Below are 12,152 nucleotides of genomic sequence, written 5' to 3'. Positions count from 1 at the left end.
CAGCCGGTCAGCCGTGGCGGCGTACGTCGAGCCAGACCAGGCGGTGGTCGGAGGCCTGCGCGGCGGCCCCGGAGCCGGGGCGCCCCGGCTCCGGCCAGAACACGCCGCCGTCGGAGGCCGGCAGCCCACGGGACGGCAGCACGTAGTCCACGCGCAGGTTGCCCGGAGAGGGCTCGCCGAAGTCGGCGGTGTCCAGCGCGGGGTCGCCGGAGTGCTCGGCGTTGGCGCCGCCCTGCTCGTCGGCGGCCCGCACCGCGCCCTCGCTTGTGGGCCGCACCCTTTCGTCGACGCGGTGGGCCTGAAGCAGCTGCCGGGTGGCGCGCGGATGGCCGTCGCCGTCGTAGGGGTCGGCGTTGAGGTCCCCGGCGATCACGAACCGGGAGCCGGGGCGCAGGCCGCCGCGCCGTCCGTCGTCGTCGTAGATGTAGCCGCTGTCGCTCGGGGACACGTAGTCGGCGAAGAACCGGTTCTCGTCGTGGTTGCGCGCGACGTTGCGCCCCTCGGGGCCGTCGAAGCTCGGCGGCGTGGGGTGGGACGCCAGCAGGTGCACGGGCCTGCCGGCGCCGATCCGGACCGGCACGTCCCAGTGGCTCTTGGAGGACAGCCGCAGCTTCCGGAGCTCCTGCGCGGAGTAGTAGTCCTCGCCGGTCCCGGGGTCGGTGGGCAGCATCGCGCCGGGCATGTCGGCCCAGCGGAAGGTCTGGAACGTGCGCACGGCGTCGCGGTCGATCGGATGGCGCGAATAGAGGACCATCCCGTACTGGCCGGGGAACGCGCCGAATCCGAAGGCGTCGTCGCCGTAGCCGTCGGCGCCGGGCCGGGTGACCGTGCGGCCGTCGTCGTTCAGGTCGGATCCGGAAGCCACGCCGGTGTTGCTGGGCGCGCTGTAGCGGTACCGGTAGCGGATGGGGTCGGCGCCGCTCTGGGGGCGCGAGAGGTAGTTGCGCTGGAACAGTTCGGCGGCACGGCCCTGTTCGTCGTAGTCGAACTCGTTGACCAGCAGGACGTCGGGGCGGGCGCGCTGGACGACCTCGGCAGCGGCCTGCGCCTGCGCGTCGCCGGGATCGGACAGGTCCGCGATCAGCGCGCCCTCTTCGGCTCTGTTCAGCGAGGCGTTGAACGTCGCGAAGCGCACGGTTTCGGTGCCGTGGCGTCCGGAGCCGCCGTGTCCGCCGCCGGAGCCGGCCGGGGCGGCGATGGCGGTGGGGGCGGTGGCCAGTGCGCAGGCCAGCGCCGCCGCGAAGGTGAGCAGCGTCCGGGGTCGGGTGCGGGGCATGGGGGTCCTTTCCGAGCCGGGGTGTCCGGTTGCCGCCGGGCCGTGAACGCCCGGCGGTGTCCCACCGTTCCACCGCCGGGCGGCGCTGCGGAGGTCTCCGGGTGAACAGTCGCGCAGCCGTGTCCGGTCGGGCGGAACCGGGATAGGCGGCCGCGTGTTGACGGTGCGATGTTATAGATATATCGTAAAAGTATCTCGATAGGCAGTTACGTATCGAGAAGACGATAAACCGTGTCGAGACGTACGGGGGTACGGACATGACTGCTATGCCGATGCCGTGGGGAGGCCGTGCCGGCATACCCGGTCGCGGCGCCTGGCGGCCCGACGATGCGGGCGCCGGCGAAACCGGCGCCTGGAATGACGACATGCGTGAGCGGCTGCGGAACCACCGGCGCGGCCGCGGCGGCTTCCGCGGCGGGCCGTTCGAGGGGATGGCGGACTGGGCACGGGGCCCGCGAGGCGGAGGTCCTCCCGGGCCTCCGACGCCTCCCGGACCTCCCGGACCTCCCGGGGGGCACTGGGGCGGAATGCCGTTCCCGCCCGGCCCCTTCCCGGGACCGTTCGGCGGCGGTGAAGGGCGCCGGCGCCGCGGGGGGACGCGGGCCCGCCGGGGCGACGTCCGCACCGGGATCCTGCTGCTCCTGGCGGAGGAGCCGCGCAGCGGCTACGAGATTATCCGCGAAGGGCGCGAGCGCAGCGGAAACGCCTGGCGCCCGAGTCCGGGGTCGGTCTATCCGATGCTGCAGCAGCTGGAGGACGAAGCGCTCGTGCGCCAGGCGGCGAACGCCGGAGCCGGCCGGCGCCGGCCCTTCGAGCTGACCGACGAGGGGCGGGAGTACGTCGAGGGCAACGCCGCCGACCTCACCCCGCCCTGGGACGCCGTGTCCGAAGAGTCCGAGGACTCCCAGGCCCGTTACGGAGAGATCAGCTCGCTGGCCTACCAGTTGGCCACGGCCGCCGCCCAGGTCGCCCAGGCCGGGACCGACGATCAGGTCGAGCGCGCCAAGCGCCTGCTGGCCGAGAGCAAGCGCGGCCTTTACCGCATCCTCGCCGAGGACGACGGCGATACCGAGGACGCCGGCGGGAACGGAGCCGACGGGCCGGATCCGACGTAGAGCGCTCCGGCGGGGCGGGGCTTCCCGCCCGCCCCGCCCGGCACCGGCCGCAACGGGCGCGGGGGCGCCGTTGCGGCCGGTGCCCGCATGCGTCCGCCCCCTCGGGGCGGGGCTCGCTGCGGCCGCGCGGTGCCGTCCGGCAGCGTTCCCCGGCGCGCCCGACGGGGGCCGCGGCCGGACCGGTGCGCATCTGCCGTACCGTTGAGCGGTGCCGGTGCCGCTGCGTGACCGCAGGGGCGCACCGGCCGAACCCGACGGCCGGCGCTGCGCGCCGGCTGTTGCGGAGAATCGGGGAGAGCGGGGAGCGGACGCGGCGCCGACACGGGTCCACCGTGCCCGACGCTCCCGGTTTCCCGCTGCGCGGACCGGAAAGGAGGCGGAGCAGGTGACGTCCTGCCCGCACAAGCCGACGGGGAAAGCCGGCCGGCCGCGCCGCCGACCGGGTGACCGCGACCATGCGCCGGGCCTGCGGCGGTCCCCGCGGTTGCAGCCGCGGAGCCGCGCCGCCGGCCGGCCGGGACCGGACCGGACAAGGGGGTGCGGCGTCCGATGAAGCGCCGGAAGCTCGCCGTAGGCGGGGCCGTACTGGGGGGAACGGCGGCGCTGGGGGCTGCGCTGGGGCCGCTGTGGTGGCTGCTGGCCCCGCGGCCGCAGGTGACCGTCGGCCGCGACGGCAGGATCCTGCCCCTGCCCGTCTCCGACGCCGACTTCGCGGTCGACGGCTTCTTCGTACTGATCATGACCGCCGCCGGACTGGCGTGCGGCTACACCGTCTACATCGTCCAGTACCGGCTGGCGGCCCGCGACGCCGCGGACCTGCGCATGGTCTGCCTGGTGTCCCTGGCGGCCGGGTCGCTCCTCGGTGCGTTCGCCGCTTGGCAGGTGGGAACGCTGATCGACGCCGCGGAGTTCCGCCGGGTCGTCTCCTCCGCGAGCCCCGGCACAGTGGTCCGGTCGGGGCTGCAGCTGCACGCCCTCAGCGCGCTGATGGTCTGGCCGTTCGTCGCGGTGCTGCAGTACGGGCTCTTCGACGCCGTCAGCCTGTGGCGCGGCGACGTGCCCGCCGAGCGCCGCGCCGAAGCCCCCGGGGCCGGTGAACCCGCCGCGTCCGGTCGCGGCGGCGCGGCCGGAGAGGACGCCGGCGCCACCGGCGGCGAGCAGGCCCGCGACTCCGGCTGAAGGCCGGATCCCGCCGCCCGCCGCGGCTTCACGCGGCGGCTTCGGGACCGCGTCCCGGGCGCCGCCGCACGGCCGCCGCCGCGGAGCCCTCGCGGCGCCAGTCGCCGGTGCCGCCGTCACAGCCGAAGTTGCCGCCCAGTCCGCGGTCGGGGCGGCCCACCCCGGCGCCGCACGCGGCGGCGAAGGAGCACACCGCGGCGAACTCGGCGTGCTCCGGCGGCAGCGGTTCGCGTCCGCGCCGTCCGCGCCGCAGAGCGCGGAACCCCAGCAGGGACGTCGACCGCAGCGCCGACGCCGCGGAACCGGCGTCTCCGGCCTCCGCGCCGGCCTCCGTGAGCAGCGCGTCGCCGGCCGCCGTGCGCGGCCCCAGCGTGCCGCCGGTGCCCCGGTAGAGACCGTGCAGCAGCCACCAGCCCGCCAGCAGCGCCAGGAGGGCCGCCGGTTCCCGGGGCGACGGCAGAACGGGGAGCGCGGCGGCGGTCGCCGCCGCCGCGACGGCGACCGCTCCCTGCATTGCGCCCAGTGCCCGGGCGCCGGCGTAGACCAGCGCCGGGTAGACGATCAGCACGGCCGCGATCACCAGCGGCACCGCGTGCAGGCGCTGCCCCGCGGGGATCGTCGCCCACAGCACCGCGCCCCCGCCCGCGATCACCCCTGCGGCGCCGATGAGCGTGTGCAGGCCCCACGCGGCGGTGCGCGGCAGCGTGACCCGGGCCAGTCGCTCCGGCGCGACGAACAGGCCCAGTCGGCGCAGCCGCCACAGCACGCCGGTCGCCGGATCGGCGCCGGCGGCCAGGCGCACCAGCCGCACGGCGGCCACGGATCGGGACGGGTCCAAGCGGGCGTCCAGCAGCCGGGCGAACGGCGTCGGGGAGAGCCGGGACTGCTGCTGTTCGGCCTGCTGGGGGCGGGAGACCAGCCCTCGGCCCCGCGCGACCGCGCGCCCGCTCAGGTACAGCTCGGCGAGTGCGACCTCGCCCATGCGCTGGCGGCCGCCGGCGAGCATGGCCAGGTCGAAGGGGTCGAGCTCGTCGGGACCTACGGGCGGGAGCCGCGGGCCGCCGCGGCGGATGCGCGCATACGCCAGCCGGGTGGCGATGTAGCAGGCGGCGACGGTCAGGTAGCCCAGTGTCGCGGCCGACACGATTCCGGCGACCATCGCGCCTCCTCCACACGCCCCGGTGTGTTCACCTCGGTGGGACAACGGTAAGACCGACGGGCCGCCGAGGAAAGGGGGGCGCCGGGCCCCGCTCGTGCACGGGTCGCCCGGCCCGGCGGGCGGTGCGGGCCGGCCGCCGGACCGGCGCGGTCCGGTTCAGGGGGCGGCGATGGGTGCGGTCTCGGCGCCGGCGCCGCGCAGGAGGTCGGCCGGCGCCAGCTCCATCTGCAGGCCCCGGCGCCCCGCCGAGACGAACACGGTGTCGTAGCCGGCCGCCGAGGAGTCGACGACGGCGGGCAGCCGCTTGCGCCGGCCCAACGGGCTTATACCCCCCACCACATAGCCGGTGGCCCGTTCAGCGTCGGCGGGATCGGCCATGGCGGCACGCTTGCCGCCGGCGGCCGCCGCCAGCGCCTTGAGGTCGAGCCCGCCCGCGACCGGCACCACACCCACGACCAGGCGGCCGTCGACCTCGGCCACCAGGGTTTTGAACATCCGGTCGGGGCCGATCCCCAGGGCCGCGGCAGCCTCCTCGCCGTAGGACGCGCCGTCCCGTGGGGCCGCCCCGCCGGCGTCGTAGGGGTGCAGCCGGTAGTCGATCCCGTCGCGCTGCGCCGCGGCCGTGGCCGGAGTCTGCCCGGAGCCCATCCCGCCTCCTCGTCGTCGCGCCTTCGCCGGCCTCCTCCGCGCCGTCGAAACCGTCCGGCAGGTCGGCGATCGGGCGGCGGTAGCACCCGTCGAACCGGCACAGCGGCCGAGGTGTCCCGGGCCCGAGCACGGTGTTCGGCGGAAAGAGCGGCAACCGGTATGGAATCACACCTATGCCCGGCTCCGCGGCGCCTGCCACCCCCGGTGGCAGGCGCCGCGGAGCCGGGTCGGCCCAGCGGGCCGGCCGCGGTCTCAACCGACCGCGGGCCCCGCGGTCTCGGGCGCCCCGGAGTCGGCCGCGGAGTCCGGCAGTTCCCGGTTGACCCAGGTCTCGACGTCGAACATGTTGCCGTTGCCGCGGTCGACGACGTTGAGCAGGGTCGACATGGTCGAGACCTCCTCGACCTGCTCCTGCAGGAACCAGTTGACGAACTGCTCACCGGTGTAGTCCTGCTCCTCGCGGGCCGCCCCGGCGAGCCCGCGGATCTGGGCGGTCACCTGCTGCTCCTGGCTCAGTGCCAGCGCCACGAGTTCGCGCGGCTCGGTGAAGTCGGTCTGGATTCCGTCGACACCGGGAATGTCGGGGGAGACGCCGTTGTCGAGGAGGTAGCGCACCATCATCGTCGCGTGGTCGCGCTCTTCCAGCGACTGCCGGTAGAACACCCGCGCGAGCCCCGGCAGGTCCCGGTCGTCGAACCAGGCTGCGAGCGCGAAGTACTGGTGCGACGCGGTGAATTCGTGTCCTACCTGCTCAAGCAGCAGGCGGTGGAACTTGGAAAGTCCGTGCTCAGAGGTCCGTGTCGTCGCGTTCATGGTTCGACAATAACGCCGAACAAATGGATTGTCGATTTCCTGGGGCGTAACCTCCGACACTTAGGAAAACCTTGCCGTGTTTGATTTAGGTTAGGTGTTCCGAAGTTAGGCGAAGCTAAATTCCCGGGCATTCGGCAAGGCTTCCCTCAAATCGGTTCACCGGTGCCGTGCGCCTGCGGGCGCCCCGCCCCGGGGCCGGCCGCGGCGTCCGCTCCTCACCCACCCCCGACCCCCTAGAATGAACCCGTGATCTCCCGAATCGACCTCCGAGGAAGCTCCGGCGACCCGCGCGCGCTGCTCCCGCGCGCCGCGACCGACGTCAGCGCCTCCCTCGACAAGGTGCGCCCCATCTGCGAGGACGTCCGCGAGCGCGGCACCGAGGCGCTCGTCGAGCTCACCGAGCGCTTCGACGGCGTCCGGCTCCCCGGCATCCGCGTCCCCCGTGCCGAGCTCGACTCCGCGCTGGAGTCCCTGGACCCCGGTGTCAGAGCCGCGCTCCAGGAGTCGATCGAGCGCGCCCGGAGCGTGCACGCCGACCAGCGGCGTGCGGACACCACCACCCGCGTGGTGCCCGGCGGCACCGTCACCGAGCGCTGGGTCCCGGTCGGCCGCGTGGGCCTGTACGTCCCCGGCGGCCGCGCCGCCTACCCCTCCAGCGTCGTGATGAACGTGGTGCCCGCCCAAGAGGCCGGTGTCGCCTCGCTGGCCGTCACCTCGCCGCCTCAGGCCGAGTTCGGGGGGCTGCCCCACCCCACCACGCTGGCCGCCTGCGCCATGCTGGGCGTCGACGAGGTCTACGCCGTCGGCGGCGCCCAGGCGGTGGCCATGTTCGCCTACGGTTCCGGCGAATGCCGGCGCGCCGACATGGTCACCGGCCCCGGAAACATCTGGGTGGCCTCCGCCAAGCGGCTGCTCAAGGGCGTCATCGGCATCGACGCCGAAGCCGGGCCCACCGAGATCGCGGTCCTGGCCGACGACACCGCCGACCCCGCCTACGTCGCCGCCGACCTCGTCAGCCAGGCCGAGCACGACGTGCTGGCCGCCTCCGTTCTGGTGACGCCCTCCACCGAGCTCGCCGGCAAGGTCGAGGCCGAACTGGCGGCCCGCGCGGACGCCACCCGCCACCGCGACCGCGTCGCCGAGGCGCTGAGCGGCCGCCAGTCCGGCATCGTGCTGGTCGACGACCTCGACCACGGCCTGACCGTCGTCGACGCCTACGCCGCCGAGCACCTGGAGATCATGACGGCCGACGCCGCCGACCGCGCCGCCGCCGTGCGCAACGCCGGCGCCGTATTCGTCGGCCCGTACTCGCCGGTCTCCCTCGGCGACTACTGCGCCGGCTCCAACCACGTGCTGCCCACCGGAGGCAGCGCCGTGCACACGGCCGGCCTGAGCGTGCAGACGTTCCTGCGCGGCGTGCACGTCGTCGAATACGACCGCGGAGCCCTGGCCGCGGCCGCCCCCCACGTGGCGGCGCTGGCCGAGGCCGAAGACCTGCCCGCCCACGGCGAAGCCGTCGCCGCCCGCGTCGGCGGCGGCGAGGAGGGATCCCGGTGAGCCCCGAGACCGGCGGCGCCGGCGCGGACGCCACCGCACCGGCGCAGACCACGGTGGAGGATCTGCCGCTGCGCGAGGACCTGCGCGGACGCAGCCCGTACGGGGCGCCCCAACTGGAGGTCCCCGTCGCGCTGAACACCAACGAGAACCCCTATCCGCCCTCGCCCGCCCTGGCGGCGGCACTGGCCCGCAACGTCGAGGAGGCCGCGGCCGGCCTCAACCGCTACCCCGACCGCGACGCGACCCGGCTGCGCGCCGCCCTGGCCGACTACCTCGGCCACGGACTCGACGGCGCCCGCGTGTGGGCCGCCAACGGGTCCAACGAGATCCTGCAGCAGATCCTGCAGACCTTCGGCGGTCCCGGCCGCACCGCCATGGGGTTCGAGCCCTCCTATTCGATGCACCCGGTCATCTCCCGCGTCACCTGCACCGACTGGGTCTCCGCCGAGCGGACCGGACACGACTTCGGCCTCGACACCCGGGCCGCCGTCGAAGCCGTGCGCCGCAACCGGCCCGACGTCGTCTTCCTGACCTCGCCGAACAATCCCACCGGCACTGCGCTGCCACTGGAGACCGTCGCCGAGATCGCCGAAGCCGCCCCCGGAATGGTCGTGGTCGACGAGGCCTACGCCGAGTTCCGCCGCGAGGGCACACCCAGTGCGCTGACCCTGCTGGAGCGGTACCCCCGGCTGATCGTCTCGCGGACCATGTCCAAGGCCTTCGCGCTGGCCGGAGCCCGGGTGGGGTACCTCGCCGCCCACCCGGCCGTGGTCGACGCGCTGCAACTGGTGCGGTTGCCCTACCACCTGTCGGCCGTCACCCAGGCGGTCGCAGCCACCGCCCTGGAATTCGCCGGCGAACTGCAGAGCCAGGTCAAACACCTGCGCCAGGAGCGCGACGCGCTGGTGGAGTGGCTGGGCTCGCACGGGTTCGCGGTGGCCGCCTCCGACGCCAACTTCGTGCTCTTCGGCGACTTCGACGACCGTTCCGCGGTGTTCTCGGCCATGCTGGAGCACGGTGTGCTCGTGCGCGAGGTCGGACCGCCGCACATGCTGCGCGTCACCGTCGGAACCCCCGAGGAAATGTCGGCGTTCCGCGATGCGTTGCTCCAGGTGACCGCCGACCGCAGGTGACCGCCGGTCCGCCCGCGCGAGTACCGTCCGCCCCCACCGCCGCCCCTGATGGAGAGACCGCCCGAGATGAGCCGCACCGGCCGCGCCGAACGCGCCACCAAAGAGACCCGGGTCGCCGTCGAGATCGATCTGGACGGCAGCGGAGCCGCCGACGTCTCCACCGGTGTCGGGTTCTTCGACCACATGCTCGACCAGCTCGCCAAGCACGGCCTGTTCGACCTGACCGTGCGCACCGAAGGCGACCTGCACATCGACTCCCACCACACCATGGAGGACACCGCGCTGGCGCTGGGCGCCGCCTTCGCCGAAGCCCTCGGCGACAAGGCCGGCATCCGCCGCTTCGCCGACGCCAAGGTCCCGCTCGACGAGGCCCTCGCCGAGGTCACCGCGGACGTGTCCGGGCGGCCCTACCTGGTGCACAGCGAGCCCGCGGGCATGGCACCGGTGATCGGGCGCGACTACGACACCACGATGACCCGGCACATCTTCGAGTCGTTCGTCGCCCAGGCGCGCGTGGCTCTGCACATCCACGTGCCCTACGGCCGAAACGCCCACCACATCGTCGAGTGCCAGTTCAAGGCGCTCGCCCGGGCGCTGCGCGTGGCGTGCGAGCCCGACCCCCGCGTCAGCGGCGTCCCCTCGACCAAGGGCGCGCTGTAGTGACCGAAGTGTGGGGTGTCGCGCTCGTCGCCCTGGGCGGTCTGCTGGTCGGCGGGGCGGTCTCGGCGTGGAAGTCGAGCCGGGCGCTGGCGGCCGCCCTGGCGGTGTGCGCACTGCCGGCCGCGGGCGCCGGAGCCCTGCACCTGGGTTACTTCGGCGGCTGACCCCCGCGGCCCCCACCCCAGCGACGACCCACGATCCGAAAAGGCGGGATCCACGTGAGCAAACGCGTCGTCATCCTCGACTACGGGTCGGGCAACCTGCGCTCGGCCCAGCGCGCCCTGGAACGCACCGGCGCAGACGTCTCCGTCACCGACGACCCGCACACCGCCGTCGAGGCCGACGGCCTGGTCGTGCCCGGAGTCGGTGCGTTCTCCTCCTGCATCGAGGGGCTGCGCGGCGTCGGCGGCGACCGCGTCATCGGCAAGCGGCTGGCCGGCGGGCGGCCCGTGCTGGGCATCTGCGTGGGAATGCAGGTGCTGTTCGAACGCGGCGTCGAGCACGGCGTCGCCAGCGACGGCTGCGCCGAATGGCCCGGAACCGTGGAGCGCCTGCAGGCGCCCATCGTCCCGCACATGGGCTGGAACACCCTGCAGGCGCCCGAGGGGACCCGGCTGTTCGCCGGGGTCGGCGCCGACGAGCGCTTCTACTTCGTGCACTCCTACGGCGTGCTGGAGTGGACGATGGAGCCCGTATCCCCGCACATCCCGCCGCCGCTGGTCACCTGGAGCACCCACGGGAGCCCGTTCGTCGCGGCGGTGGAGAACGGCCCTCTGGCGGCCGCCCAGTTCCACCCCGAGAAGTCCGGCGACGCCGGAGCCCGGGTGCTGGCCAACTGGGTCGGCACCCTGTAATGGCGCCCCCGGCGCACCGCCCGCCCCCGTCCGCCGACTACCACCAGTAAGGCACCCATGTCCTCCACCCTTGAACTGCTGCCCGCCGTCGACGTATCCGGTGGGCAGGCCGTCCAGCTCGTCCAGGGCGAGGACGGATCCGGCGGCCGCTACGGCGACCCGCTCCAGGCGGCGCTGGGCTGGCAGGAAGCCGGAGCGGAATGGATCCACCTCGTCGACCTCGACGCCGCCTTCGGCCGCGGCCACAACCGCGAACTGCTCGCCGGGATCGTCGGGCGCCTCGACGTCCGTGTCGAGCTCTCCGGCGGCATCCGCGACGACGCGTCGCTGCGCTCGGCTCTGGACACCGGCTGCACACGGGTCAACATCGGCACCGCCGCGCTGGAGAACCCCGACTGGTGCGCGCGCATCGTCGCCGAGCACGGCGACCGCATCGCCATCGGCCTGGACGTGCGCGGAAGCACGCTGGCCGCCCGCGGCTGGACCCGTGAGGGCGGGGACCTCCACCAGACCCTCGACCGCCTGGAGGCCGAGGGCTGCGCCCGCTACGTCGTCACCGACGTCACCAAGGACGGCACGCTCACCGGCCCCAACCTGGAGCTGCTGCGCACCGTCGCCCGCCGCACCGACAAGCCCGTGGTCGCCAGCGGCGGCATCGCCACCCTGGAGGACCTCACCGCCGTCGCCGGCCTCACCCCCGACGGCGTCGAAGGCGCGATCGTGGGAACGGCCCTGTACGAAGGCGCTTTCACTCTGCAGGAGGCCCTGAAGGCGGTGCTGGAAGCATGACTCTGGCCGTGCGCGTCATTCCCTGCCTCGACGTCGATGCGGGGCGGGTGGTCAAGGGCGTCAACTTCCAGAACCTGCGGGACGCCGGCGACCCCGTCGAACTCGCCGACCGCTACGACGCCGAAGGCGCCGACGAACTGACCTTCCTGGACGTCACCGCCTCCAGCGGCGACCGGGAGACCACCTACGACGTCGTGCGCCGCACCGCCGAGCAGGTGTTCATCCCGCTGACCGTCGGCGGGGGCGTGCGCACCTCCGACGACGTCGACCGGCTGCTGCGCGCCGGCGCCGACAAGGTGGGTGTCAACACCGCCGCCGTCGCGCGCCCCGACCTCATCCGCGAGATCGCCGAACGCTTCGGCAACCAGGTGCTGGTGCTCTCCGCCGACGTTCGCCGCACCGCCGGCGAGCACACCACGGCCAGCGGGTTCGAAGTCACCACCCACGGCGGCCGGCGCGGCACCGGCATCGACGCGGTCGAGTGGGCCGTCCGCGGCGCCGAACTGGGCGCCGGCGAGCTGCTGCTGAACTCCATGGACGCCGACGGCACCCGCACCGGTTTCGACCTGGAGCTGATCCGGGCCGTGCGCTCCGCCGTGGAGATCCCGCTGGTCGCCAGCGGCGGCGCCGGCAAGGTCGAGCACTTCCCGCCGGCGGTGGACGCCGGCGCCGACGCCGTCCTGGCCGCCAGCGTCTTCCATTTCGGCGAGTTCACCGTCGACGAGGTCAAGTCCGAACTGCGCGCGCACGGCCATCCCGTGCGGTGAACCGGTGGCGGTCCGGGCGATAGGCGCATCGGTCGGTTGCGGACGCGCCGCGGCGCTTGCGGGTGGTCGCCCCGACGAAATGCGACCGAGAGTGGCCTGCGTGTTTCGTTTCGGAGGAACAGTGGTTCATGAGGGGCGCCCTTCTCCGTGTACGCACCGAAGACGACCAGGCAGGAGCGTACTCATGGAACCGGTAACGGAG

Annotated in this window: 13 protein-coding genes; 9 read left to right on the top strand and 4 right to left on the bottom strand. The window is 74.1% G+C overall.

All coding sequences use genetic code 11. The features are described from left to right. Nucleotides 1–7 precede the first annotated feature (7 nt). Nucleotides 8–1,276, bottom strand: a complete 1,269-nt coding sequence (locus HNR25_RS02325) for an endonuclease/exonuclease/phosphatase family protein (protein ID WP_184633064.1) — start codon at nucleotides 1,274–1,276, stop codon at nucleotides 8–10. A 527-nt stretch (nucleotides 1,277–1,803) separates the two neighbouring features. Between HNR25_RS02325 and HNR25_RS02320 the strand changes: the two genes are divergently transcribed. Together HNR25_RS02320 and HNR25_RS02315 are read left to right on the top strand one after the other, a co-directional pair. Continuing rightward, a complete protein-coding gene (locus HNR25_RS02320; protein WP_376767415.1) occupies nucleotides 1,804–2,391 on the top strand; it encodes a PadR family transcriptional regulator in 588 nt (195 codons plus the stop codon). Nucleotides 2,392–2,940: 549 nt separating this feature from the next. Then, a complete protein-coding gene (locus tag HNR25_RS02315) occupies nucleotides 2,941–3,570 on the top strand; it encodes a hypothetical protein (RefSeq protein ID WP_184633060.1) in 630 nt (209 codons plus the stop codon). A gap of 28 nt (nucleotides 3,571–3,598) precedes the next feature. Here HNR25_RS02315 and HNR25_RS02310 read toward each other — a convergent pair whose 3' ends face one another. The 3 genes from HNR25_RS02310 to HNR25_RS02300 all read right to left on the bottom strand — a co-directional run bounded on the left by HNR25_RS02310 (nucleotide 3,599) and on the right by HNR25_RS02300 (nucleotide 6,190). Beyond that, nucleotides 3,599–4,729, bottom strand: coding sequence for a TIGR04222 domain-containing membrane protein (locus HNR25_RS02310; RefSeq protein WP_184633058.1), 1,131 nt, complete (start codon nucleotides 4,727–4,729; stop codon nucleotides 3,599–3,601). Nucleotides 4,730–4,885: 156 nt separating this feature from the next. Beyond that, entirely contained in the window at nucleotides 4,886–5,377 is a 492-nt protein-coding gene (gene ybaK, locus HNR25_RS02305; RefSeq protein ID WP_184633056.1) for a Cys-tRNA(Pro) deacylase, read from the bottom strand. A gap of 252 nt (nucleotides 5,378–5,629) precedes the next feature. Beyond that, a complete protein-coding gene (locus HNR25_RS02300; protein ID WP_184633054.1) occupies nucleotides 5,630–6,190 on the bottom strand; it encodes a ferritin in 561 nt (186 codons plus the stop codon). Between the two features lie 246 nt (nucleotides 6,191–6,436). Here HNR25_RS02300 and hisD point away from each other — a divergent pair, with 246 nt between their 5' ends. From hisD to hisF, 7 genes are all read left to right on the top strand, one after another. Further along, a complete protein-coding gene (hisD, locus tag HNR25_RS02295; RefSeq protein ID WP_184633052.1) occupies nucleotides 6,437–7,747 on the top strand; it encodes a histidinol dehydrogenase in 1,311 nt (436 codons plus the stop codon). Further along, nucleotides 7,744–8,880 carry a histidinol-phosphate transaminase gene (locus tag HNR25_RS02290; protein ID WP_184633050.1) on the top strand — a complete coding sequence of 379 codons (1,137 nt, stop codon included), beginning with the start codon at nucleotides 7,744–7,746 and terminating at the stop codon, nucleotides 8,878–8,880. The genes hisD and HNR25_RS02290 overlap by 4 nt, the downstream gene beginning before the upstream one ends. Before the next feature lie 66 nt (nucleotides 8,881–8,946). Next, nucleotides 8,947–9,540 carry an imidazoleglycerol-phosphate dehydratase HisB gene (gene hisB / locus HNR25_RS02285; RefSeq protein WP_184633047.1) on the top strand — a complete coding sequence of 198 codons (594 nt, stop codon included), beginning with the start codon at nucleotides 8,947–8,949 and terminating at the stop codon, nucleotides 9,538–9,540. Continuing rightward, nucleotides 9,540–9,704 carry a CG2302 family histidine operon protein gene (locus HNR25_RS02280; RefSeq protein ID WP_184633045.1) on the top strand — a complete coding sequence of 55 codons (165 nt, stop codon included), beginning with the start codon at nucleotides 9,540–9,542 and terminating at the stop codon, nucleotides 9,702–9,704. Before hisB ends, HNR25_RS02280 begins: the two co-directional genes overlap by 1 nt. Nucleotides 9,705–9,758: 54 nt before the next feature. Beyond that, entirely contained in the window at nucleotides 9,759–10,394 is a 636-nt protein-coding gene (hisH, locus tag HNR25_RS02275; protein WP_184633043.1) for an imidazole glycerol phosphate synthase subunit HisH, read from the top strand. Nucleotides 10,395–10,451: 57 nt separating this feature from the next. Continuing rightward, entirely contained in the window at nucleotides 10,452–11,183 is a 732-nt protein-coding gene (priA, locus tag HNR25_RS02270) for a bifunctional 1-(5-phosphoribosyl)-5-((5-phosphoribosylamino)methylideneamino)imidazole-4-carboxamide isomerase/phosphoribosylanthranilate isomerase PriA (RefSeq protein WP_184633041.1), read from the top strand. Continuing rightward, nucleotides 11,180–11,950 (top strand): imidazole glycerol phosphate synthase subunit HisF, encoded by a 771-nt coding sequence (gene hisF / locus HNR25_RS02265; protein WP_184633039.1) that lies wholly within the window; start codon nucleotides 11,180–11,182, stop codon nucleotides 11,948–11,950. The genes priA and hisF overlap by 4 nt, the downstream gene beginning before the upstream one ends. Nucleotides 11,951–12,152: the final 202 nt, after the last annotated feature.

This window comes from Streptomonospora salina (genome assembly GCF_014204715.1).
Lineage (GTDB): Bacteria > Actinomycetota > Actinomycetes > Streptosporangiales > Streptosporangiaceae > Streptomonospora > Streptomonospora salina.
This window is presented reverse-complemented; position numbering and strand designations above follow the sequence as displayed.

Excerpts from the sequence above, each read along its gene's own strand:
- hisB (WP_184633047.1), top strand. The coding sequence starts at position 8,947 with ATGAGCCGCACCGGCCGCGCCGAACGCGCCACCAAAGAGACCCGGGTC.
- HNR25_RS02325 (WP_184633064.1), bottom strand. The coding sequence starts at position 1,276 with ATGCCCCGCACCCGACCCCGGACGCTGCTCACCTTCGCGGCGGCGCTG.
- HNR25_RS02320 (WP_376767415.1), top strand. The coding sequence starts at position 1,804 with ATGCCGTTCCCGCCCGGCCCCTTCCCGGGACCGTTCGGCGGCGGTGAA.
- hisF (WP_184633039.1), top strand. The coding sequence starts at position 11,180 with ATGACTCTGGCCGTGCGCGTCATTCCCTGCCTCGACGTCGATGCGGGG.
- HNR25_RS02310 (WP_184633058.1), bottom strand. The coding sequence starts at position 4,729 with ATGGTCGCCGGAATCGTGTCGGCCGCGACACTGGGCTACCTGACCGTC.
- HNR25_RS02315 (WP_184633060.1), top strand. The coding sequence starts at position 2,941 with ATGAAGCGCCGGAAGCTCGCCGTAGGCGGGGCCGTACTGGGGGGAACG.
- HNR25_RS02300 (WP_184633054.1), bottom strand. The coding sequence starts at position 6,190 with ATGAACGCGACGACACGGACCTCTGAGCACGGACTTTCCAAGTTCCAC.
- ybaK (WP_184633056.1), bottom strand. The coding sequence starts at position 5,377 with ATGGGCTCCGGGCAGACTCCGGCCACGGCCGCGGCGCAGCGCGACGGG.
- priA (WP_184633041.1), top strand. The coding sequence starts at position 10,452 with ATGTCCTCCACCCTTGAACTGCTGCCCGCCGTCGACGTATCCGGTGGG.